General features: G+C 74.5%; 18 protein-coding genes. 6 read left to right on the top strand and 12 right to left on the bottom strand.

Annotation, left to right across the window (positions count from 1 at the left end; all coding sequences use genetic code 11):
• Positions 1–94: 94 nt before the first annotated feature.
• The 12 genes from ACFQ6N_RS31060 to ACFQ6N_RS31005 form a co-directional block, all read right to left on the bottom strand.
• A complete protein-coding gene (locus tag ACFQ6N_RS31060; protein WP_380656200.1) occupies positions 95–1786 on the bottom strand; it encodes an FAD-dependent oxidoreductase in 1692 nt (563 codons plus the stop codon).
• Between the two features lie 112 nt (positions 1787–1898).
• Positions 1899–2858 carry a diiron oxygenase gene (locus ACFQ6N_RS31055; RefSeq protein WP_380656198.1) on the bottom strand — a complete coding sequence of 320 codons (960 nt, stop codon included), beginning with the start codon at positions 2856–2858 and terminating at the stop codon, positions 1899–1901.
• A 244-nt stretch (positions 2859–3102) separates the two neighbouring features.
• The gene (locus tag ACFQ6N_RS31050; protein ID WP_380656195.1) at positions 3103–4155 is read right to left on the bottom strand and encodes an alpha/beta hydrolase; all 1053 of its coding nucleotides are present in this window, start codon (positions 4153–4155) and stop codon (positions 3103–3105) included.
• 542 nt (positions 4156–4697) lie between these two features.
• Positions 4698–5411, bottom strand: coding sequence for a cation transporter (locus tag ACFQ6N_RS31045; protein WP_380656192.1), 714 nt, complete (start codon positions 5409–5411; stop codon positions 4698–4700).
• A complete protein-coding gene (locus ACFQ6N_RS31040) occupies positions 5408–5773 on the bottom strand; it encodes an ArsR/SmtB family transcription factor (protein ID WP_380656190.1) in 366 nt (121 codons plus the stop codon). The genes ACFQ6N_RS31045 and ACFQ6N_RS31040 overlap by 4 nt, the downstream gene beginning before the upstream one ends.
• 596 nt (positions 5774–6369) lie before the next feature.
• Positions 6370–7665, bottom strand: coding sequence for an RNA polymerase sigma factor (locus ACFQ6N_RS31035; protein WP_380656187.1), 1296 nt, complete (start codon positions 7663–7665; stop codon positions 6370–6372).
• A complete protein-coding gene (locus tag ACFQ6N_RS31030; protein WP_380656185.1) occupies positions 7662–8024 on the bottom strand; it encodes a YciI family protein in 363 nt (120 codons plus the stop codon). The genes ACFQ6N_RS31035 and ACFQ6N_RS31030 overlap by 4 nt, the downstream gene beginning before the upstream one ends.
• A gap of 183 nt (positions 8025–8207) precedes the next feature.
• Complete coding sequence (locus ACFQ6N_RS31025; protein WP_380656182.1) at positions 8208–10838, bottom strand: tetratricopeptide repeat protein; 2631 nt, start codon at positions 10836–10838, stop codon at positions 8208–8210.
• Between the two features lie 150 nt (positions 10839–10988).
• Positions 10989–12023 (bottom strand): RNA ligase family protein, encoded by a 1035-nt coding sequence (locus tag ACFQ6N_RS31020; RefSeq protein ID WP_380656181.1) that lies wholly within the window; start codon positions 12021–12023, stop codon positions 10989–10991.
• Between the two features lie 103 nt (positions 12024–12126).
• A complete protein-coding gene (gene aroA / locus ACFQ6N_RS31015; protein ID WP_380656179.1) occupies positions 12127–13374 on the bottom strand; it encodes a 3-phosphoshikimate 1-carboxyvinyltransferase in 1248 nt (415 codons plus the stop codon).
• A gap of 159 nt (positions 13375–13533) precedes the next feature.
• Positions 13534–14244, bottom strand: a complete 711-nt coding sequence (locus ACFQ6N_RS31010; RefSeq protein WP_380656256.1) for a response regulator — start codon at positions 14242–14244, stop codon at positions 13534–13536.
• Between the two features lie 32 nt (positions 14245–14276).
• Positions 14277–15524 (bottom strand): sensor histidine kinase, encoded by a 1248-nt coding sequence (locus ACFQ6N_RS31005; protein ID WP_380656176.1) that lies wholly within the window; start codon positions 15522–15524, stop codon positions 14277–14279.
• Between the two features lie 246 nt (positions 15525–15770).
• Here ACFQ6N_RS31005 and ACFQ6N_RS31000 point away from each other — a divergent pair, with 246 nt between their 5' ends.
• From ACFQ6N_RS31000 to ACFQ6N_RS30975, 6 genes are all read left to right on the top strand, one after another.
• Positions 15771–17015 carry an alpha/beta hydrolase family protein gene (locus tag ACFQ6N_RS31000; RefSeq protein WP_380656174.1) on the top strand — a complete coding sequence of 415 codons (1245 nt, stop codon included), beginning with the start codon at positions 15771–15773 and terminating at the stop codon, positions 17013–17015.
• A 101-nt stretch (positions 17016–17116) separates the two neighbouring features.
• A complete protein-coding gene (locus tag ACFQ6N_RS30995; protein ID WP_380656172.1) occupies positions 17117–18274 on the top strand; it encodes a hypothetical protein in 1158 nt (385 codons plus the stop codon).
• 132 nt (positions 18275–18406) lie between these two features.
• A complete protein-coding gene (locus ACFQ6N_RS30990; protein ID WP_380656169.1) occupies positions 18407–19723 on the top strand; it encodes a PQQ-binding-like beta-propeller repeat protein in 1317 nt (438 codons plus the stop codon).
• 146 nt (positions 19724–19869) lie between these two features.
• Positions 19870–20106, top strand: a complete 237-nt coding sequence (locus ACFQ6N_RS30985) for a hypothetical protein (RefSeq protein ID WP_380656167.1) — start codon at positions 19870–19872, stop codon at positions 20104–20106.
• Positions 20107–20264: 158 nt separating this feature from the next.
• Positions 20265–20906, top strand: coding sequence for an RNA polymerase sigma factor (locus tag ACFQ6N_RS30980; protein WP_380656164.1), 642 nt, complete (start codon positions 20265–20267; stop codon positions 20904–20906).
• Positions 20903–21976 carry a CU044_5270 family protein gene (locus ACFQ6N_RS30975; protein WP_380656163.1) on the top strand — a complete coding sequence of 358 codons (1074 nt, stop codon included), beginning with the start codon at positions 20903–20905 and terminating at the stop codon, positions 21974–21976. Before ACFQ6N_RS30980 ends, ACFQ6N_RS30975 begins: the two co-directional genes overlap by 4 nt.
• The last annotated feature ends 80 nt before the right edge of the window (positions 21977–22056 follow it).

The following is a 22056-nucleotide window of genomic DNA, read 5'->3' as shown; positions in this document are numbered from 1 at the left end:
GGGGCCGTGCGCGGGAAGTCGGACGGGCCGACTTCCCACGCACGGCCCTACGGTGAGGACAGCCCTGCGGTGACCACAGCCGTACGGGTGGCGCCTACCGGCGGCGGCCCGCCGCCAGCAGCTCGGACACCGTGGCGAGCTTCACCCGGGGACGCCCCTCGGCCTCGCCCCGCTCGCGCTCCGCACGCTCCACCGCCCGCAGCTCCTTCAGCCCGACCGCGTCCGGCCGCCGGCGCCGCACCAGCCGGTCGAAGTCCTTGGCCCCCGCCCCCGCCCCCGGCACGGGCAGCGCACGGGCCGCCGCGTCGTCCAACAGCGCGTCCACGGTCTCGCGCGCACAGGCCCGGTTGGCACCGATCCCGCCGGACGGCCCGCGCTTGGCCCACCCGACCACGTACGTCCCCGGCAGCGGCTGCCCGGTCGCCGGGTCGACGACCCGCCCGCCCCGGTGCGCGACCGTCCCCGTCCGCTCGTCGAACGGCAGCCCGGGCACCGGCACGCCCCGGTGCCCGATGGAGCGCACCACCAGCCCGGCCCGCAGCACCTCCTGCTCCCCGGTGGGCTCGGCCCGCCCGCCGTCCACGAGCGTGGTCCGCGCGACGGTCAGGGCCTCGACCCGCCCGTCCCCGGACAGCCCGACCGGCGCCGACAGGAACCGCAGCACGATCCGCCGCCCCGGCCCCGGCGCCGCGCCACCGTCGTACGGGACCAGCGGCAGCCCGGCGAGCAACCCGGCCTGCGAGCCCGGTGCGGCCGGTGTGTCCGGGGCGACTCCCGACGCCGCCGCCTCGATCGCCGCCCGCACCTCCGGGTGGTCCTCGACCACCAGCTCGACCCCCGGCAGCTGCCGCAGCGCCAGGAACTCGGCCCTGGTCCACGCGGCCTGCTCCGGGCCGCGCCGGGCGAGCAGCACGACCTCCCGCACCCGGCTGCGGCGCAGCGCGGCGAGGGCGTGGTCGGCGATGTCGGTGGCGGCGAGCCGGTCGGGGTCGGAGAGCAGGATGCGGGCGATGTCCACGGCGACGTTGCCGTTGCCGACCACCACCACGCGCTCGGCCGAGAGCTCCACCGCGTCCGCCAGTACGGTCGGATCGGCGTTGTACCAGCCGACGAAGGCGGTCGCGGGCAGGCTGCCCGGCAGGTCCTCGCCGGGGATGCCGAGCCGGCGGTCGGCGGCGGCGCCGACCGCGTACACCACCGCGTGGTGGTGCGCGGCGAGTTCCCGGTGGGTGACGTCCGTGCCGATCTCCACGTTGAGGTGCATCCGCAGCCTCGGGTCGTGGAAGACGCTCGCGAAGCTCTCCGCGATCCGCTTGGTGGACTGGTGGTCGGGGGCGACGCCGTGCCGCAGCAGGCCGCCGGTGACCGGCAGCCGGTCGATCATGGTGAGTTCCGCGCCGGTGCTGCGCAGCAGTTCCTGCGCGGTGTATCCGGCCGACGGCCCGGTGCCGACGATGGCGATCCGCAGCGTGCCGACGTCGCCGGGCAGGCTGCGCGGGAAGCTGGGCGCTCCCCAGGCGTGGTCGCTGGGGTGGTCGCGGTACCAGTCGCGGTTGAGGTCGCCGAACACGGTGTCCGGGCCGCGCAGCCGGTCGACCGGGAACACCGCGTCCACCGGGCAGGCGTCCGCGCAGGCGCCGCAGTCGATGCACGCCTGCGGGTCGATGTACAGCATGTCGGTGGTGCCGAACTCCGGCTCGTCCGGGGTCGGGTGGATGCAGTTGACCGGGCAGACGGACACGCACGAGGCGTCGTTGCAGCAGGTCTGGGTGATCGCGTAGGCCATGGCCGGAGTGGGGTCCTCGCTGCGCGTGGGGGATGTGACGGGCTGGTCCGACGGGTTCCGGATTCGCTGGCGGTCCTCCGACGGTTTCCGACTGCTGCTTTCTGACTATGCGTCAGAGCATGTGCACGCTGCGGTAGATGGCGGCGGAGCGGCGGGTGAGCAGCCCGGTCTCGGCGAGGAAGGCCATCAGGTGCCGGGAGCTGGTGCGCATCATCGCCTTGCGGTGCCCGTTGGCCCGCACCTCGGCGAGCGCCCTCGGCACGTCGAGCCCGGCGGCCTTGTACACGCCCGGGTGGACCATACTGCTGACGATCACGTACGCGCCCACGGCGATGCCGGTGGCCGAGGCGCGCCGGCGCGCCGGGCTCGCGTGCCGCATCCGCTCGCGGATCTCCTGCCGGGCGAACTTCATGTGCCGCGACTCCTCGACCACGTGGATCCGGGACGTCCCCCGGACGATCTCCAGCACGTTCTCGCCGCGCATCCAGTCGCGCTGCATGACGTCGAGCACCTCTTCGGCCACCAGGATGCCGCCGTAGGCGAGTTCGCCCTTGGCCAGCGCCTTGAACACGCGCCCGGCCTGGGCGATCACCTTGTTCGGACGGTAGGCGGGGACGCCCATCTTCTCGCAGGCCCGGGCGAACATGATCGAGTGGCGGCACTCGTCGGCGATCTCGGTCAGCGCGAACTGGAACTCGGCGTTGGCGGGGTTCTTGAGGTACTGGTCGCGCAGCACCATCTGCTGGAGGATCATCTCGAACCAGATGCCGGTGTTCATGATCGAGCAGACCTCGTGTCGGGTCAGGGTGACCCGCTGCCGCTCGGTCATCTCGTCCCACAACCGGGTGCCGTAGAGGGTGCTCCACTCGGGGTTGAGGCCGTAGTGGCCGTCCGGGAGGGGGGCGGTCCAGTCGATCTCGGTCGAGGGGTCGAAGGAGAGCGCGTCGGCCGACTCCAGCAGCCGCTTCGAGACGTCGTCGTCGGCTGCGGTGTGCCGGTGGTCCTGCCGGTGGTCCCCGCTGTGGTCCCGGCTGTGCTCCCGCCGCCGCGCCGCCGGGTCGGTGAGGGCCATGACTGCCTCCAGGTGCCTTCTCCAGCGGGTTCCCGCTCACCCGCTTATTAGACGGACAGTACAATAAGAGCCCGCCGCCGAGAACCCCCTGCGCAGCAACGAACCGGCGCACGGGCGCACGGCGCGCGCCCCCGCAGGCGGGCACGGCGGGACGGGCACGACGGGACGGCACGGCGAAGGGCGGGACCCGTCGAGGCCCCGCCCTTCCCGTTCTGCTCGCCCTCCGACTTCTCCGGCTTCCCGGTTACTCCGCGTCCAGCGCCTGGCGAAGCGCCTCCGCCGCCTCGGCCGTCGCCTCCCGGAAGCGGCGCCCGATGCCGATGTAGCTGGCGTACCCGTGGATGAGGTCCGGCTGCCGGCTCAACCGCACCACGACCCCGGCCTCCCGCAGGGCCCGCGCGTACGCCTCGCCCTCGTCGCGCAGCGGGTCGAAGCCGGCGGTGCCGATGTACGCGGGCGGCAGACCGGACAGGTCGGCGGCGAGCAGCGGCGACAACCGGGGGTCGGCGCGGTCGGTGGGCTCGGGCGCGTAGTGGTCGGCGAACCAGTCCATGTCGGCGCTCGTCAGGAAGAAGCCGTCGACGAAGAGTTCGCGCGAGGGCCGCCGGACCGAGGCATCGGTCGCCGGGTACAGCAGCAGTTGGAACACCGGTGCGGGACCGCCCCGCCGCACCGCCGCCTGGGCCGCGACGGCGGCCAGGTTGCCGCCCGCGCTGTCCCCGCCGATCGCGATCCGCTCCGGGTCCGCGCCCAGGTCGGCCGCCTTGGCGTGCGCGAAGTCGAACGCGGCCAGCGCGTCCTCGGCCGCCGCCGGGAAGACGTGCTCGGGCGCCAGCCGGTACTCCACCGACAGCACCCGGACGCCCGCCTGCCGCGCCAGGAACCGGGCCACGTGGTCGTGACTGGCCCGACTGCCGACCACCCAGCCACCCCCGTGCAGGTACACCAGCAGGCCGGAGCCCTCCGCGAGCCCGTCCGGCGTGTACAGCGTCGCCGCCAACTCCCCCCGCTCCTGCGGGATCCCGACGGCCCGGGCGGCCACCGAGCCGCCCGTCGGCCCGCCCACCAGGTACCGCGCGTACTCCATCGCCGTCCGCGAGGGCCCGACCCCGCCCGGCATCACCAGGGCCGCCTTCGACTGCCGCTGCAGCTTGAGTATCAACTGCGCGTCCAGGGCGAGCGTCTGCCCGTCCCGCACCACCGGCTTGCCCGCGATCGCCCGCCGCAGGCCTTCCGGCAGGGCGTACATGCCCCGGACGACGGCGGCCTGGATCCGGACGGGGAGTGGGATCGTCATCTCTTCTGCCTCCTGGGGTGGTTCTGCCTGAACCGGGAGCCCATGATGGGGCCGTCCCAGCGGAGTTGGAAGCCTTCTCGACGCCCCCTGAACCCGCCCTCCACCCCACCCGAGCCCGACCCGGGCAACGCGTAGGAAGTCGACCCCGCCGACTTCCTACGCGTCCCATAACACCCCACCCGGCAAATCTGTAGACCGGTCTGCATATTTATCCCAAGACCGAACCTGGCGAGCCCACCCCACCCTCTGCCGCCCTACCCCCGCGCCCCCGCCCGGGCAGGGCAGGGCAGGGTAAGGCGCGAGAAGTCGGGCAGGCCGACTTCTCGCGCTCCCCCAACACCGGGGCGAGATCAAATCTGTAGACCGGTCTGCATATTTCTTCAGCCGGTCCACAACTCGAGCGCAGGAAGTCAACCCCGCCGACTTCCTGCGCCGCACGCGCCGCACGGGCAGGAATCAGTAGACCGGTCTACATATGCGCCCCCCCGGACTCGGCCAGGGCCTGGTCCGGGGTGGCCGCAACCGCTGTTCCGGCTGCGGTATCAGCAGCCGCATTCCTCACCGCGCCAGGCCTCGATGCCCTCGCGCACGGCGAGGCCGGCCACGGCGAGCCCGACGACCGGGTCGAGCCACCACAGGCCGAACAGCGCATTGGCCAGCAGTCCGGCCAGGACGGCGGCGGCCAGGTAGGCGCACAGCAGGTTCTGGGCGCCTTCGCCGGACGTGGCGGCGGAGTCGAGGATCTTGCCGAGACGCCGCTTGACCCGGCCCAGCAGCGGCATGACGACCAGCGAGGAGACGGACAGGGCGATGCCGAGCCAACTGGTCGACGGGTGTTCGCCCGCGACCAGGGTGGAGATCGCGTCGTAGGCGATGTACGGGGCCAGGAGGAAGAAGGTGACCGCCACGGCCCTCTGGGCCTTGCCCTCGGCGTCCTCGGACAGGGTCCGGGAGCCGCTGAACCGCCACACGATGATCACGGAGGCCAGGCCCTCGATGACCGAGTCCAGGCCGAAGCCGAGCAGCGCGACCGAGGAGGCCAGCACTGCGGCAACGATGGCGACGACGCCCTCGGCGGCCATGTACCCCAGGCTCAGCCAGGACAGCACCTTGGCGCGGCGGGCGGCGGCGTGCCAAGCATCGTCCCGTGCCACCGGCGGACGGCAGCAGGCGTCGGTGCAGCCGGGCTCACAGTGGCAGCCGCCGGGTTCGTCGACGGTGGCCGGCTCCTCGGTGCGGGAATCGTGGGCGCTCATTCATCGACTCCGCCCGGGGCTCCGTAGGTGGGGCAGAGGGCGACCGCGTCCCCGGTCGCCGCCAGCACGGTCTCGGCTGCCGCGAGCAGGCCGATCAGGGACGGCTGGGTCAGGGTGAAGACCGAGGCCCGACCGACCGGGCGGGAGTCCACGAGCCCGCACTCCCGCAGGCACGCCAGGTGCTTGGAGACCGTGGACTGAGCCAGGCCCAACTGCTCGACCAGATCCATCACCCGGGCCTCCCCCAGCGCGAGGCGCCGCACGATCACCAGCCGGGCCGGATCGCCCAACGAACGGAACAGCGCCGCCGCCGGCGCGAGCTTCACCCGGTCGGCATCCCCTGGTGGAGTTGTCATCGTCATATAGCGATGCTATCGACGCCCACCCGAACACGACAAGGTGGCGATGCTCCGGATGACTGCGCGAGTAGTCGAGCGGGCCGACTTCTCGCGCTCCCCCGCAACACCGGTGCGAGGGTAAATCAGTAGACCGGTCTACATATTTGTTGGGAGCCGAGCTGGCCGTCGGGCGCCCATCCCACCCTGCTCACCCTGCTCCCCCGGCCCTTGACCGCGCACCAGAAGTCGGGCGGGCCGACTTCTGGTGCGCTCGTAACGGCGGTGCGGGGAAAATCTATAGACCGGTCTGCATATTTCTTCGGGGCCGGTCCGCAGCTCAAGCGCAGGAAGTCGACCCCGCCGACTTCCTGTGCCGCACGCGCCGCGCCCCGGCGGGAATCAGTAGACCGGTCTACATATTTGTGCCAGGCCCGAGCTCGGATAGCCCCCTCACCTGCCGGGGCCGGGCAGGTGAGGGGGCAAGGGCCGGGGGCAGGGGGCAGGGCGGGTGAGGGGCCGGGGGCAGGCGGGTGAGGGGGCGGGGGCCGGGGGTGCGGGGGGAGGCGGGTGGGGCGGCTTCTTGTGCTGGGGTGGGGGCCCCTGGGGATCGGGGGGCCGGTCTACGTATTCGGGTGGGGGTCGGCTTGTTGGGCGCGGGTTGTCAGGTGGCGGCGTTCCGGGGCGCTGGTGGTGCGGGCGGCGGCTTCGCGGTAGGTGCGGGCGGCGGCGGGCGGGTCGGTGCCGAGGCGGTCGAGGAGGTGGGCGCGGACGGCGAGGAGGCGGTGGTGGCGGGTGAGGCGCCGGTCGGCGGCGAGTTCGTCGACGAGCCCGAGCCCGGCCGCCGGCCCGTGGACCATCGCGACCGCGACCGCCCGGTTCAACGCGACCACCGGGTTGGCGTCGAGGCGCAGCAGCAGGTCGTACAGCGCCAGGATCTGCGGCCAGTCGGTGGCCTCGGCGGTCGCCGCCTCGCCGTGCACCGCAGCGACCGCCGCCTGCACCTGGTACGGCCCGACGTGTCCCCGGGGCAGCGTGGCGGCGATCAGTTCCAGTCCTTCGTCGAGCAGTCCGCGGTCCCAGCGCGTGCGGTCCTGTTCGTCCAGTGGCACCAGTTCGCCGTGCGGTCCGGTGCGGGCCGGTCGGCGGGCGTCGGTGAGGAGCATCAGGGCGAGCAGCCCCGCCGTCTCGGTGTCGCCGGGGGTGAGGCGCAGCAGGAGTCGGGTCAGCCGGATCGCCTCGGCGGCGAGCCGGGGCGCGGTCAGCTCCTCGCCGCCGCTGGCCGTGTAGCCCTCGTTGAAGACCAGGTACAGCACGTGCCGGACCTCACCGAGCCGAGCCGCGCCGTCCTCGCCGTCCTCGCCGTCCTCGCCGAGCCGTGCCGAGCCCTCGGGCGGCGCCAGTCGTCCGCCGGCCGCTCTCAGCGTCTGCTTGGCCCGGCTGATCCGCTGCGCCATCGTCGTCTCGGGCACCAGGAACGCGGCGGCGATCTGCGCGGTGGTCAGGCCGCCGACGGCGCGCAGGGTCAGCGCGATCCGGCTGGGTACGGGCAGTGCCGGGTGGCAGCAGAGGAACAGCAGCGCGAGCGAGTCGTCGGCGGACGGGTCGGGGGCGTCGGCCGCCGGGGCGAGCAGCGCGGACTGCGGGGTGGCCAGGGCGAGCCGTTCCTCCCGGCGCCGCCGGGCGATCTCGCCGCGTACCCGGTCGACCAGTCGGCGGTCGGCGACGGTGACGAGCCAGCCGCGCGGGTTGGCGGGCACCCCGTCCGCCGGCCACTGCCGCACGGCGGCGAGCAGGGCTTCCTGTACGGCGTCCTCGCACAGGTCGAACGCCCCGCCGTGCCGCCGTGCCAGCACGCCGAGGACCTGCGGCGCCAGTTCGCGCAGCAGGTCCTCGGCGGGCTGGTCGCGGTCGGTCACTCGTTCACCGGCGACTCGTGCAGGACCGGCCACAGTTCCACCGGCTCCACGTCGGCGAACGGCATGTCGGCGGCGATCTGCTGGGCCCGCTCCAGGCTCGCGCAGTCCAGCAGGTAGAAACTGGCCAGGTACTCCTTGGTCTCCAGGTAGGGCCCGTCGGTGACCACCGGCACGCCTTCGGCCCGCCGTACCAGTTGCGCGGCGGCGGCGTCGGCGAGCCCGTAGGCGCCGACCAGTTCGCCGCTCTTCCGGTACCGGGTGTTGAAGGCCTCCTGCTTGGCGATCGCCTCCGGCCAGGCGTCGGCCGGGAAGGAGTCCCACTTGGCCTGGTTGCCGTAGATCATCGCGACGTACTTCATCTCGGGTGTTCCCTCCGGTCCCGCGCGCCCTTCCGGCGCGCTGTCACCTCTCGGTCGGAGCCGGGGGACGGGCCCTCGACACCGGTCGGGGATTTTTTCTCGGAGCTTTTCTCGGAGGTTTCCTCGGAGGTTTCCTCGGAGCTTTTCTCCCGACGGGCATGGACGATCCGGAACCGCCGGCGGTCAAGGTGCGGCAGGCCCCCTGAGCCGCCGTAGCGCGGCCTCGGCCCGGGGCCCGACGGGGGCTTCCAGGCGGGCCAGCTCCTCGACGGTCGCGGACACGTCGACGAGGATCCTGAGCACGCGCGGCGCGGCGAGGAACGCCCGGGCCAGCCCGTCCGGTTCGGTGTCCAGGGCGACGATCCCGTGGAGCAGTCGCGCGGTCGCCGGTTCGAGTTCGTCCTCCGATCCGGCGGCGGCTTCCAGACAGCGGTCCCAGGCGTCGAGGGACCGGGCCGGTCCGTCGACCACGGTCCGGAGCACGGCGGCTTCCGTCAGCAGTGCCGCACTCTCGGTGCTCACCCGTCCCGTGGCGTCGAGCACGGTCGATGCGGCTTCGGCTTGTCCGCTCCGCCGGCACACCGCGGCCAAGTGGGCGGCCACGGCCGCGTCCGCCTCTCCGGAGCAGTGGGCCAGGGCCTCGGTCAGGTCGGCGACCGCCCAGGAGTACCTGCCCGCCAGGCCCCGGGCCCGGCCCCGGTTCGCCAGCGCCATGACGTTGTGCGGGTCCAGTTCGAGGGCGGCCGTGAGGTCCGCCACCGCCGCGTCCAGCCGCCCCGTCTCCAGGTGGACCCGGCCGCGGCAGGCGTGGGTCCAGGGGTTGCCGGGTTCCAGGTCCAGGGCGGCCGTGAAGTCCGCGACGGCGGCGTCCCGCCGGTCGGCCATCCGGTGGCACTCGCCCCGGTTGGCCAGGGCGGTCGCGCTGTCGGGCTCGAGTTCGAGGGCGGCTGTGAGGTCGGCCACCGCCGCGTCCACCTCGCCGGCCAGTGCCCGGGCCGCGCCGCGCTGGCTCAGGGCCCAGGCGTACGCGGGGTCGAGGTCGAGCGCGGCGTCGAGGTCGGCCAGTGCCTGTGCACCGCTGCCGTCGAACGCCCGGAGGTGGCCGCGGTACGCGAGTGCCTCCGGCAGCCGGGGTGCGAGGGCGACGGCCCGGTCGAGGTCGGCGAGGGCCTCGGCCGGGCGGCCGGCGCAGTAGTGCCGGAAGCCGCGCACGGCGAGGGCGCGGGCCCGTGCCCGGGTCGGCGTGCCGGCGGCGCACAGGAGGTCGAGTGCGGCTGTCTGCGGCTGTTCCTCGCCCGCGGTGGCGCGCAGTCGGCGAGCCCAGGCCGCCGGTTCCGCGCTGTCGCATGCCTGGGCGGCCTGCGCCAGCATGTCGGCCCAGCCGGTCGGTTCGGCCCAGCCGGTCGGTTCGGCCGGGGCCGCGCCGACGATCCCGGCAAGCCGTTCGAGGGCTTGCGGCAGGTGCGCCGTCGCGTCCACACACAGCAGGTGGTAGGTCTCGTCGAGGGCGTGTCGGCGCCAGCGGGCGTCCGCGCTGCGGGCGTCGCCGCTGCGGACGCGCTCGGGCAGGGTCCGCTCCACCGCCTCCCGGGCGGCCGCGAAGTGCTCCGCGAGCCGCGTGTGCGCCGCCGACCAGGCGGTGGGCGAGTGCATCCGCCGGCGCCGCAGCATGCTCGCCCGGACCACGGCGTGGTACTGCCGGTAGGAGCCCCGCCCGGAGACGAACGGCTGGTCCAGCAGCCAGTCCCAGGCGTCGGGTGCCGCGCCGGGGACGGCGCACGCGAACAGGTCGTGGTTGAGCTGGAGGGGCAGGGCCGCGGCCAGGACGGTCTCGCGCCGTTCCCGTTCCGGGATCCACTGCAGGAAGCACTCCACCGCGTGGTCGGTGAGGTCCGCGCCGGCTTCGACGACATCGTCGACGGCTCGGAGGCCGGCCTGGGCCAGCAGGGCGACCAGCAGGGGCAGTCGCATGGACAGGCCTGTCACGGCCTCGACGACCTCCGGGTCGGTGACGCCCCGGACGGCCAGGAGTTCGCGGGTCTCCTGTTCGGTGAAGACGTCCAGCGGTACGTCCACCACGAACGGGCGCAGCGCGCCCCAGTCCCGTTCGCTCAGTTCGTCCCGCCCGGCCAGCACGATCACCACGTCGAGCGGGAACTCGCCGTGGGTGCCGGCGAGGAGTTCGTGCAGCCAGGCCTCCAGGTGGCGGCCGGTCTGTTCCCAGGTGTCGAGGAACAGCACGACCCACCGGTGCCGGTCGCGGCCGCAGAGCCGGTCGAGTTCGGTGACGAAGGCCCGGCTGAGCGCGGCCTCCCCCGCGCCGTTGCCGCGTCGGCGCCGGCGGATGCCCGTGACCAGGCGGTCCGCGCCCCGGGCGACGTCGTCGGGGTTGGCGACGGCGGCCACGACGGCCGCGCCCGGCAGCAGGGAGGCGGCGCCGAACGCCGCCTGGGTGACCATCCGGGACGGCAGCGACGCGCCGTCGCCGACGGAGGGGGGCTCCGGCGCGTGGTCGCCGGCGGCCTGCACCGCCCGGCGGTACTGGTCGAGGGCCTTGTCGTACTCCTTCAATGGCCCTGTTTGTTCGGCGAGTTGGCGAGTGAGAGCGGTGAGTGCGGACTCGGTGCCGTGGACGTCGTGCTCGTCGACCAGCGCTGTCAGCGCCCCGGCCCGCCGTGCCGTCTCGCGCCACTCGGCGATCAGCGTGGACTTGCCGACGCCGCCGACGCCGCGCACGTGGAAGAGGAAGTCGGCCGGGTCCCCGGTCGCCTCCGGGTCCGGGTTCTTCCGCAGGTTCTCCGAGAAACGCGCCAACTGGGCGCGCCTGCCGATGAACTGTGCCCCGGACCGCCTGCGCAGTGCCTCGGTCCGTGACGGCCGTGTCCTCGCCTGGGCCATTCCGCTCCCCACCGTCTCGTGGCCGCCGGGAAACCTGCCTCCCCCGGCTCTACCAGGAGGCCGCTGTCAGGAACCCCGCCGGTCCTCGGCGTCGAAGGACGCCAGGGCCCGCGTGCCCGGTTCCAGTGAGCGCCGCAGCGCCGCCGTCGTGTCGTCGTCCAATCCGCCCAGGGCGTCGGCGAGTTCCTCGGCCACGTCCTGGGCGATCTCCGCCGCCACGAGGTCCGGGGCCGTGCGCGGGCCGAGTTTGCTGACGGCGGCCGCCGCGCGGGCGGGGGTGAGCAGTGCCGATGCCTGGACCAGTAGCCAGGCCGGTACTCCGGCCGCGCCTTCGGGCGGCGGCAGGTAGGGGCGGGCGCCGCCGTAGCGCTCGTCCTCGGCGAAGGCCTGCTGCTTCACCTTGACCAGTGGGCGCGGCACCGCCCCCGGCGCGCCGGATTCCTGCCATTCCCCGGCGGGTTTGAGGACGTACCCCTCCGCGAGGTTGTCCGGCAGTTCGGGCAGCCCGAGCAGGGCGGGCACCCGGCTCGGGAAACATACGGGCAGGTCGTGGAGCGTGTGCGGGGTGCCGTGTCCGAGGAGGGGTGCGCAGGTGAGTCCGGCGGTGTGCGCGGCCGCGCGCAGGGTGCGGTCGGCGGTCCACCAGCGGCCTTCGGGGGTCTCGACGGTGGCATCGAAGGGGAGCCAGCGCAGGCCGGGGGCGTACCAGACGCCGGTCTGCACCGGCCCGACGCCGGCGAGGGCGGGCACCTCGGGGTGGGGGTAGCGGCCGCCGGCCAGTTCGCCGTAGACCGTCACGACGGCCGACGGGTCCCGGCCTTCCCGGAGCCGGATCGCGTCGGCGCACCGGGCGGCGGCGACGGCGAGTGCGGGCCAGATCCGGCTGACGCCGAAGAAGCCGTCCAGCCCTTCGTCGTCGAGCAGTTCGCGCCGTTTCGCGGCCCGTACGGACGTGCCCTCGCAGACCACCGCGAAGTGCGCCCCGTGCACCTTCTCGGCCGCGACCCACTCGCGGCCGCCGGGCCCGCCGGAGCGGCCGCGCGCGGGGATCTTGGGGTAGGGCCGCAGTGCGGACCCGTCGAACGCCGTCGTCTCGGACACGGACAGGATCCTCGCCGCCGAGGGGCGCGGCGGGCAACCGGGATTCGGTGGTTCCCGGCCGTAAGCCCGCCCGCCGGGCGCGGCCGCGTTCAGGGGCGCGGCCTCAGACCCCCCACGCCTCGCGCAGCCTCGCGAACGCCTCGTGGAACCCGGGGAACGTCTTGCGCACGCACCCCGGGTCGTCGAACGTGATCCCGGGCGTGCGCAGCGAGGTGACGGCGAAGGACATGACGATCCGGTGGTCGGAGTGGGTGGCGATCTCGGCCGGGCGCGGGGTGCCGGGGTGGATCTCGATCCAGTCGTCGCCGGTCGCCACCGTGATGCCCATGGCGCGCAGGTTGGCGGCGCAGGCCTCCAGCCGGTCGCACTCCTTGACCCGGGTGTTGTGGACGTCCTCGATCCGCACCGGGCCGGACGCGAACGGCGCGATCGCCGCGAGCGTGGGCATGGTGTCGGAGATGTCCCGCATGTTGACGGTGAGGCCGTCGAGCGTGCCGTCGCCGGTGACGGTCGTACGGTCGGCCGCGACGTCCACCCGGACGCCCATCCGCCGCAGCACCTCGACGAAGCGCAGGTCGCCCTGGAGGGCGTCCCGTCCGAGGCCGGGGACGGTGGTCTCGCGGCCCGCGACGGCGGCGGCCGCGAAGACGTAGCTCGCGGTGGAGGCGTCCGGTTCGATGGCGTAGTCGGTGGCCCGGTAGCCGCCGGGCGGTACGTCGAACACCTCGCCGTCCGGGGTCCGTTCGCGCTTCACCTCGACGCCGAAGGACCGCATCATGGCGAGGGTGATGCCGATGTACGGGGCCGAGACCAGCCGGGTGACGGTGATCCGCAGGCCGTCCCGGGTGAGCGGGCCGAGCAGCAGCAGCGCGGTGAGGTACTGGGAGGACTGCCCGGCGTCGAGGGTGAGTGCGCCGCCCCGGACGCCGGCGGCGGCGACGGTCAGCGGGTGGTGGCCCTCGGTTTCCTCGTGCCGCAGGTCGACGCCCAGTTCGCGCAGCGCCCGGGTGAGCGGGGCGACGGGCCGGCGGCGCATCTGGGCGGAGGCGTCGAAGCGGTAGGTGCCGTGGCCCGCGGCGGCGAGGGCGGGCAGGAAGCGGGCGGTGGTGGCGCCGTCCCGGCAGTACACGTCCGCGGTGGGGACGGCGGGTCCGGCGGGGCGGCCGGTGATCCGCCACTGGTCGGCGGCCTGCTCGACCCGGTACCCGAGGGTGCCGAGCCCTTGGGCGAAGCCTTCGGTGTCGTCCGAGGCCAGCGGCCGGTGCAGGGTGGTCACGCCGTCGGCGGCGGCGGCCAGGAACAGGGCCCGGGCGGTGATGGACTTGGACCCGGGTATCTCGACGACGGTCACGGCGGGCTCTCCCGGTGCAGGTGTTCCGGCGGTGTCGGAGCCGATCCTGCCGCACCGGGCCGCCGCCGTCCCCGGCCATCCCACGGACCGGACAGCGACAGACCCGGACACCGAGAGGCCCGGACAACAAGAGGCCCGGACAGCGAGAGGCCCGGGTGCTCAGGCCCCTTGGAGCCCGGGCACCACCAGCCCGGTCTCGTACGCGATCACCACCGCGTGGGTGCGGTTCTGCGCGCCGAGCTTCGTCAGCACGTTCCCGACGTGGGTCTTCACCGTCTCCAGGCTCACCGCGAGCGACTCCGCGATCTCCGGGTTGGACTGCCCGGTCGCCATCAGCCGCAGCACCCCCTCCTCCCGTCCGGTCAGCGCCGCCCTGGGCAGGGCCTCGGCGGAGCTGAGCGGCCGGGCGGCCACCATCCGGCGCAGCGCGGCGGGGAAGAGGACCGCCTCTCCGGCGGCCGCCACCCGCACGGCCTCGGCGATCTGCGGGACGGGTCGGCGCTTCAGGACGAAGCCGCTGGCGCCGGCGCTGAGGGCGGCGGTCACGTAGTCGTCGTTCTCGAAGGTGGTGATCACGACGACCTTCGGCGGGTCGTCGGCTCCGGCGAGCAGTTCCCGGGTCGCGTCGATCCCGTTCCGGCGGGGCATCCGGACGTCCATCAGCACCACGTCCGGGCGCAGCAGCCGGACCTGCTCGACCACCGCGATGCCGTCCGCCGCCTGTCCGACGACCCGGATGCCGGGTTGGGCGCCGAGCAGGGTGCTCAGGCCGCTGCGGGTCACCGGGTCGTCGTCCGCGATCAGGACGGTGACGGGGGCTTCCGCGCCGCTCTCACCGGCCGCGCCGGCCGCGCCGCTCTCACCAGTCACCCCGGTCACCCCGGTCACGCCGCTCGGGTTGCTCACACCGACCACCGTATCGGGAGCCGGACGGCGAGCCGCCAACGCTGCCCGCCCCCGCCCGCCGCGCCCACCGCACCGGGCGGACCGTACGGCCCGGCCTCGAACTCCCCGTGCAGCAGCCGGACCCGCTCCGCCAGGCCGGTCAGGCCGTGGCCGGAGGTCGGGAAGCCGCTGGGGCCCGCCTTGACCCCGTTGACGACACTGAGCTCCAGCCCGTCCGCCGTCACCGCGACCCGCAGTCCGATGGGCCCGCCCGCCCCGTGCCGCAGCGCGTTGGTCAGCCCCTCCTGGAGGATCCGGTACGCGGCGCGGGACAGCGTGCCGTGCACGGCGGCCGGGTCGCCGGTGGTCTCCGTCTCCACGACGGCGCCCGCGTGCCGCAGCCGGTCGAGCAGTTCGGGCAGGTCGGCGAGGGTCCGGGCCGGCGCGGTGCCGGACTCCTCCGCGCGCAGCACCCCGAGCACGTAGTCCAGGTCCTCCAGTGCCGCCCGGGTCGACTCCTCGATGCTGCGCATGGCGGCCCGCGCGGCGACCGGGTCGTCGGCGAGCACCTCGCCCGCGACGGCGGCCTGGATGGTGGCGGCGGTCAGCGTGTGCCCGATGGAGTCGTGCAACTCGTGGGCCAGCCGGTTGCGTTCGGCGAGTGCCCGTTCCCGCTCGGCGGCCAGTGCGAGCCGCTCGGCCGGGGAGGGGCCGAGCAGGCGCGGCGCCAGCCACCGCAGTCCGCCGGACACCGCCGCGAACAGCGCCAGCGCCAGCAGCAGGCAGCACACCGCCACTGCCGAGCGCCAGCCGCCGGTCAGGTCCCCGGACCAGCCGAGCAGGCTGACCCGGGCGGCGCCGTCCGAGTACCCGCTGGACAGGACCAGCCCCATGGTCAGCAGCACGCTGCCGCCGATCAGCACGACCCACCCCAGGGCGACGTGCAGCACCAGGAAGGCCGGCGTCCGCCAGCGCTCCCCCGGCGCCGTCCGCCCCGGGTCCGGCACCGCGACGCGGAGCAGCCGTCGCGCCGCCCCGACCAGCGCCCGCCGGGTGGCCCCGGCCAGCCCCGCCACCCCGATCAGGACCGCCCAGAGCGCGAGCGCCGCCGCTGCCGCCCAGCCGTACGGGTCCGCCCGTGTCATGGCGGCGACGGGCACCAGGGCGACCAGCGCCAGTGGCAGCGCGGCCAGCGCCCCGAGGACGGCGAACAGCACGCCCGTGTACGTGGAGCCGCTCAGCAGCGGCCGTATTCCCTTGATCATGTCCGCAAGTATTGCCGCGTCCTCCGGCCCCGCCCTCCCCCGATCGGGGGAGCACCGGAAACGGCCGGACCACCCCGGCCGGACCACCGCAGCCGACCGGCGCAAGGCCGCTCAGGGTGGAGGCGGGCCCGTCCCGGCGGCGGGGGCGGCCCGGCGCGGCGGCTCCGCCCCGGGGCTGACCCGGGACGGCCGGGCTACGCCGACGGCAGGACGCGGCGGCGCCGGTCGCGGACCTAGCGTGGCGTCATGTCGACAACTCCCCGGTGGCGGACGGCCGCGCTGTTCGCCGTGCCCGTCGCCGTCCTGCTCGCACTGATCGGCCCGCAGGCCGCACTGGCCGCCTCCCCACCCGCCGGGCCTCCCCTCCTCCTGTCCTCGCCTTCCTCTCCGGATGCGCCCGCCGGGGCCGCCGAACCCACCGAACCCACCGGGGCCGCCGCGAAGCCCCCGCAGGTGCCCGCGCCCACCACCCACCGCCCGGTCGGCGCCGCAGACGTCCACCTGGTGGACAGCAGCCGGCCCGACCCCTGGCGGCCGGGCACCCCCGCCCGCGAGCTGATGGCCACCCTCTGGTACCCGGCGCAGTCCGCGCGCGGCGGGGAACTCCCGTATGTCTCCCCCGAGTTGTCCACCGCGCTGTACGGCTTCCCGGACTTCGGCACCGTACGGACCGGCGTGCGGGCCCGTACGGTGCCCGCGCCCGGGCCGCACCCGCTGGTCGTGCTCTCCCCCGGCTACGGCTACAGCCGCACCTCGCTCACCGCCCTCGCCGAGGACCTCGCGGCCCGGGGCTACGTGGTGGCCGCGCTGGACCACACCTACGAGACGGTCGTGCGGTTCCCCGACGGGCGGGTGGAGAACTGCCTGATCTGCGACCGGACGGACGACGCGTTCGTCGCCGAGGTCACCCGCAGCCGGGCGAAGGACATCCGCTTCCTGATCGACCGGCTGACCGCGCCCGGGCCGGGGCTCGTCCCGGGGCTCGTCCCGGGGCTCCGGGTCGACCGCTCCCGGATCGGCGCGGCCGGCCACTCGCTGGGCGGCGCGAGCGCGGTCGAGGCGATGCGCGAGGACGGCCGGATCCGCGCCGCCGCCGACCTGGACGGCGACTTCTTCGCCCCGCTGCCCGCCGGGGGCCTGCCCGGCCCGGTGCTGCTGCTCGGCGCCCAGCGGCACGCCGGCGAGAACCCGGCGGCGAACTGGGACCGGGCCTGGCAGCAGCTGACCGGCTGGAAGCGCTGGCTGGACCTGCCGGACGCCGGCCACCTCTCGTTCTGCGACATGCACTGGCTGGTGGACGCCTTCGGTGTCCGCGACCAGCTGCCGCCCGAGACCGCCCCGGAGCAGTTCGGCACCGTCAAGGGCGCCCGCGCGCTCGCCGCCACCCGCGCCTACCTCGGCGCGTTCTTCGACCGGCACCTGCTCGGCCGCCCGGCCCGGCTGCTGGACGGCCCGTCGGCGGCGTACCCGGAGGTCCGCTTCGCCAAGTAGCCCGGCCCGCACCGTCGCTGACACGGTCGCTGACGCCGTCGCTGACGCCGTCGGCCTTCCGCCGCGGGTGCCTGTGGGTGGTGCCGGATAGCGTGCGGGGCATGGCTACTGCGAAGGACCCAAGACCTCCCCGGCCCATCGCCCCGGGCGATGTCGTCGCAGCGTTCTCCGAGTATCTCGGCGAGTGGACGGCGGCACAGATCACCCATCTGGACCCGGACCAGCAGCACGCGGGCGTCCTGCACCTCGACTGGTCCGGCCCGGAGCCGATGTCCGTGGCGGAGCTCGGCGACGTCGTGCCGCTTTGGGGGACTCTCGGTCCGGCGCACTACTTCTACGAGTGGCTGCTCCCTCGGAGCTACCAGGCCATCGGGACACTGCCCCTGCTGCACAAGGAGCCGCCGCACAGCTACGCGTTCGGGTGGGGCAGGGGGCTCGATCTGGCCCTGGCGCGGCGCCGGCGCCAGGGCGACGCGGCGCCGTGGTCCGACCCGTGGGCGAAAAGCATCACCGGCACCGAACTGGACGACCGTCTCGCCGGGCCGGCGGATCCTGACGGGGAGACGCGTCGGCTCACGGTTCACGCGGTGGAGTCGCTGGACTGTGCGCGGCTCGTCGAGCGGTATCCGGCGCTGACCGGCCTCACGCTCGTCGGGCCGGTGACCTTGTCATCGGCGTCGAGCCTCAACGAGTTGACTTCGCTGAAGCATCTCCGGCTCTCCGACGTCTTCGGGATGGTCGAGGCGGACTGCCTCGTGCCGCGGCGTGTTCCGGCGCTGGAGGAGTTGGAACTGGTCAGTGTGCCCGCAGAGTACGCGACGGCGACGAGGAGGCTCTGGCGGCCCGAGGAGCCCCAGGGCGTGTACCTCAGGATCGCCAAGCCCCGGAAGCCCCAGTGGCTCGCCGAGAACCTGAACAATCCGCTCCGGGACTGGGACGGCCGCGAGCAGATCAGTGCCGCGGTCTACAGGAAGGCGCTGGCGCAGTACCGGGCGACGCGGCGCGCGGTACTGGCCGTGCTGGCGTCGGGGGATCCGGCGGACGTCCTGACGCCGAGGCTCGTCGAGCTCGGGGAGGAGTTCGGCGAGGCCTTCAACGAGCTCGACGAGCGCGCCGAGTTCATCGAGACCGTCGAGCGCGAGGAGCTCTACGACGCGCTCGACGCCATCGTCACCGAGGCCGAGGCCGCATCGGGGGCCGAACTGGCCTGGGCCGGCGAGGCCTTGGCCGAGGGCTGCGAGTCCGTCCGCGACTGGTAGCGCGCCGCCCGACCGCCACCAGACCGACCCGGGCCCGACCCGGGCCCCGCAGGGGTCGTGCGGGGACGGCCGTTCGATAGTCTCCGGCGGTCGGCAGCGGTGAGGCTGCCTCGGGGGATCGGGAGCGGGTAGATGGAGTCGCCTTGGGCCGGGCAGCGGTCGGCGGAGCAGTCCTCGTGGCAGTGGGACGAGGCGGACGGTGCCGTCGGGGCGCCGCCGGACGTGATCAGCGGGGGCCCGGAGGGGTCGCGGCCGAGCCGGCGGGCGCTGCTCGTCGGAGCGGCGGGGGTGCTGGCGGGTGGCGCGGCGCTGTGGGCGGCCTTCGGGCGTTCGGACGGGGCGCCGCCGCCGAGGCCGCTGCCGCTGCCGACGGCGCTGGAGGGGCCCGCGCCGCTCTGGACGTACCGGGGGCCGCAGGCGATGGCGCCGGAGTGGTCGGCGAACCGGTCGGACCGCCCGGTGTTCCTGTCCCGCGCCGGGCTGCGGGTGCTGGATCCCGCGAGCGGCGCGCCGGCCCGGCTGATCCCCTTCGACCTGCCGAGTTCCGGGGCCCGGCCGGGCGGCCCGGACCTCGTGGGGAGCATGGTGTTCGGGCCGGACCGGCTGTTCAGCGCCGTGCGGGGCCGCATCGACTCCCGTCTTCTCTCCGACCCCGGCGGCGACTGGAGCATGCCGCTGCCGGACGTGCTGGGCAACGGCAGCGTCCGGCTGGCCGGTTGCGACGGCGGCACGCTGTACGGCACGGTCCTGGACTTCGGTTCGGCGAAGGCCGTGTCGCCCGACACCGTGGTGTTCGCGATCCGGCTCTCGGACCGGTCGCTGCTCTGGTCGGTGCCCGTCGGGGCCGGCGAGTACCCGTTCGCCCCGGTGACGGCCGACTACGGCGGGCTGCCGTGCGGGCGCAGGGTCGCGGACCACGCCGAGGTGGTCGTCCGGGACGCCGCCGACGGCCGGGAGCTGTGGACGACCCCCGTGGACACGGACCTGCGCTGGTGCGCCACCGGCCCGGAGCGCGTCTACGTCCCGAACGGCACCGGGGCCGTCCGGGCGCTGGGGCCGACCGGCCGGTCGCTCTGGACGTCCGTCCCGGCCGAGGGGGAGCAGTGGCGGGCGCTGCCGCCGGTCGCGGACGGCGACCGGGTCTACGTCCCGTTCGACAACGGCCTGGTCATCGCCTACGAGGCGGCGACGGGCCGCCAGGTGTGGTCGTTCCGGCTGCCGTTCCTGCTGGACTCCCGCAGCATCCCGCTGCTGACCGAGGACGTGCTGTACGTGCCGGGGCCGGCCGCCGGGGGTGTCTGCGCGATCGACGCCGCGACCGGCCGGCTGCTCTGGACGTTCCGCGACTCGGGCCCCGGCAAGGACGTCTGGTCGCTGGCCGCCGACGACACCCGCCTCTTCGCGGGCCACGACGACGTGCTGCACGCGTTGCCGCCGGCCGGCGGCTGAGCGACCGGCCCTCCGCCAAGGCCGCTGCGGGCAAGCTCCGTTCGAACGACATCGCGATCGCGGGGGTTGGCCCCACACCCCTCATTGGTACGTATGCCGACGAGGATCGGCAAAGCGATCCCCCGAACAGGAGAAGGAACCAGGACATGAAGAACCTCTGGGTCGCAGCGGCCACCGCCTGCGTACTCGCGGGCACCCTCGCGGGCACCGCGTCGGCGGCCCCCGCGCACACCCACACGGAACCCGTCGCGGCCCACACCCTGCCCGCCCCCTCGGACGGCAAGGGCGTCGTCCCCAGTGACCCCGAAGTGCGCCCGCTGACGTGCGAGAAGAAGGACGTGATCGTCAGCGAGGCCGGCCCGGGGGACAAGTACCGCACCTGAACGCCGGCACACCCGGCGCCCCGGAGTACCCGGCGACGGCCGGTCGGTCCTCGGATCGACCGGCCGTTCGTCCGTTCCGGCCACGGGGGCGTGGCGGGCCACGGACCTTGTGACGCAGGTCACCGGAACCCCCTCGTGGCGGCAGGACAACCAGAGGTGTGGACTTTTCGCTGCACGAACGGATCAGAGCCGGGGACCCGGGCGCCTTCCGGCAGTTGTTCCAGGAGCACTCGCAGGCGGTTCTGGCGCACGCGGTCCGGGTGAGCGGTGACCGGGCCGGTGCCGAGGACGCCATGGCGGTGGTCTTCCTGGAGGCCTGGCGGCTACGGGGCAAGCTCCGCGACGAGGGTGCGACTCCTCGGCCGTGGTTGATGGGCATCACCGTCAACGTGCTGCGCAACCGGGCCAGGGCCGCCCGTCGGCATGCGGCCGCCCTCGCCCGCATGCCGCTCGCCGACCACGCCCCGGACTTCGCCGACGAGTTGGTCGGACGGCTCGCCGACCGCGATCAACTGCTGGCCGCGAAGGCGGCGTTGGAGAAGCTGCGCCGTGGCGAGCGCGAGGTGTTCTCGCTGTGCGTGTGGGCGGGCCTCAGCTACCCCGAGGCCGCCGAGGCTCTCGGCATCCCGGTCGGCACCGTGCGATCCAGGCTCTCTAGGGCCCGGACCCGGCTGCGCGCCCTGGCCGACAAGGAACTGCGGTCGGCCTCGAAAACCTGCCGGGAACCCCTGCCGGCAGCCGGACAAGTACAGGGTGGCCGGATGGTTCCGGCCCGGTCGGACAAGGAGTGGAACAGATGACCAGCGTCCCGGAGCGGCAGCAGCCGCTTGACCACGCGGAGCTGAGGCACCTGCTGCCCGCGGCCGGAGCACCGGCCGCCCCGCCCGGCCGGCAGCGCCAGATCGAGGAGTTCCTGATGAACGAGATCACCAGCACCCCCGCACCCGCGCCCGCACCCGCAACGTCGGCCCGCCCCGGGGCCAGGAGCCGTCGGCGGCTGCTGATCGCGGTGCCCGCCACGCTGGCGGCCTTCGCCCTGGCCGCCACCGTGGCGGCCAACACGTTCGGCGGCCAGGGGGAGACCCCCGTGCGGGGCGAGCGGGTCGCCGCGCCCGTCGTCCAGATCGTGGCCGGCTCCACCGCCGGGCTGGACGGCGCGGTGCAGCGGATCTCGCTGGCCGCCGAGGCCGCGCCGGACCTCGTCCTGCGCCCGGGGCAGTACGTCTACATCGAGAGCACCGTCTCCCACCTCGCCGGCTCCGTCGACGCGGGCAGCGGCGCGTCGACGGTGTGGGTCGAGAAGCCCCACCAGCGGCAGGTCTGGCACTCGGCCGACGGCCGCACCGGCTGGCTCACCGAGGAGGGCAAGTCCCCGGAAGGCGGCGCGGCACTCGCGTCGGGCACCGGCGCCTACCTGAACGCGCCGTCCTACGACTACCTGCGCACCCTTCCCACCGACCCGCAGGAACTGCTGCGGAAGATCTACACCGAGACCGAGGGAGCCGGCAGCGGGCCGGACCAGCAGGCGTTCGTCACCATCGCCGACCTGGTCCGCGAGCAGGCCGTCCCCGGCAAGCTCGCCGCCGCGCTCTACCAGGCCGCGGCCCGCATCCCCGGCGTCGTCCTCGTCGACAGTGCCACCGACGCCGCCGGGCGCACCGGCATCGCCATCGCCCGTACCAACGCCGCCACCGGCTCCCGCGACGAGATCATCTTCGACCGCGGCTCCTACGCCTTCCTGGGCGAGCGCAGCGTCCAGGTCACCGAGGCCTTCGGGGTCAAGCCCGGCACCGTCACCGCGAACACCGCCGTCCTCAGGCGTGTCGCCACCGACGCCGCGGGCCACCGGCCGGGCAGCGCACGGGCCTGACCAGGCACAGACGGATCCGGCCCCTGCCGCGAAAAGCGGCAGGGGCCGGGTCAAGGCACCCGGGGGGGGGGCGCCGGGTG

It is taken from the genome of Kitasatospora sp. NPDC056446, from assembly GCF_042796115.1.
Classification (GTDB): Bacteria; Actinomycetota; Actinomycetes; order Streptomycetales; family Streptomycetaceae; genus Kitasatospora.
Note: the sequence above shows the minus strand (reverse complement) of the source record. Positions and strands in the feature narration are given on the sequence as shown.

Bases quoted from the DNA above. Each gene is read 5' to 3' on its own strand.
- ACFQ6N_RS30975 (WP_380656163.1), top strand. From the start codon at position 20,903: ATGACCAGCGTCCCGGAGCGGCAGCAGCCGCTTGACCACGCGGAGCTG.
- ACFQ6N_RS31045 (WP_380656192.1), bottom strand. From the start codon at position 5,411: ATGAGCGCCCACGATTCCCGCACCGAGGAGCCGGCCACCGTCGACGAA.
- ACFQ6N_RS31005 (WP_380656176.1), bottom strand. From the start codon at position 15,524: ATGATCAAGGGAATACGGCCGCTGCTGAGCGGCTCCACGTACACGGGC.
- ACFQ6N_RS31000 (WP_380656174.1), top strand. From the start codon at position 15,771: ATGTCGACAACTCCCCGGTGGCGGACGGCCGCGCTGTTCGCCGTGCCC.
- ACFQ6N_RS30985 (WP_380656167.1), top strand. From the start codon at position 19,870: ATGAAGAACCTCTGGGTCGCAGCGGCCACCGCCTGCGTACTCGCGGGC.
- ACFQ6N_RS31050 (WP_380656195.1), bottom strand. From the start codon at position 4,155: ATGACGATCCCACTCCCCGTCCGGATCCAGGCCGCCGTCGTCCGGGGC.
- ACFQ6N_RS31055 (WP_380656198.1), bottom strand. From the start codon at position 2,858: ATGGCCCTCACCGACCCGGCGGCGCGGCGGCGGGAGCACAGCCGGGAC.
- ACFQ6N_RS30995 (WP_380656172.1), top strand. From the start codon at position 17,117: ATGGCTACTGCGAAGGACCCAAGACCTCCCCGGCCCATCGCCCCGGGC.
- ACFQ6N_RS30990 (WP_380656169.1), top strand. From the start codon at position 18,407: ATGGAGTCGCCTTGGGCCGGGCAGCGGTCGGCGGAGCAGTCCTCGTGG.
- ACFQ6N_RS31040 (WP_380656190.1), bottom strand. From the start codon at position 5,773: ATGACGATGACAACTCCACCAGGGGATGCCGACCGGGTGAAGCTCGCG.
- ACFQ6N_RS31060 (WP_380656200.1), bottom strand. From the start codon at position 1,786: ATGGCCTACGCGATCACCCAGACCTGCTGCAACGACGCCTCGTGCGTG.
- ACFQ6N_RS31030 (WP_380656185.1), bottom strand. From the start codon at position 8,024: ATGAAGTACGTCGCGATGATCTACGGCAACCAGGCCAAGTGGGACTCC.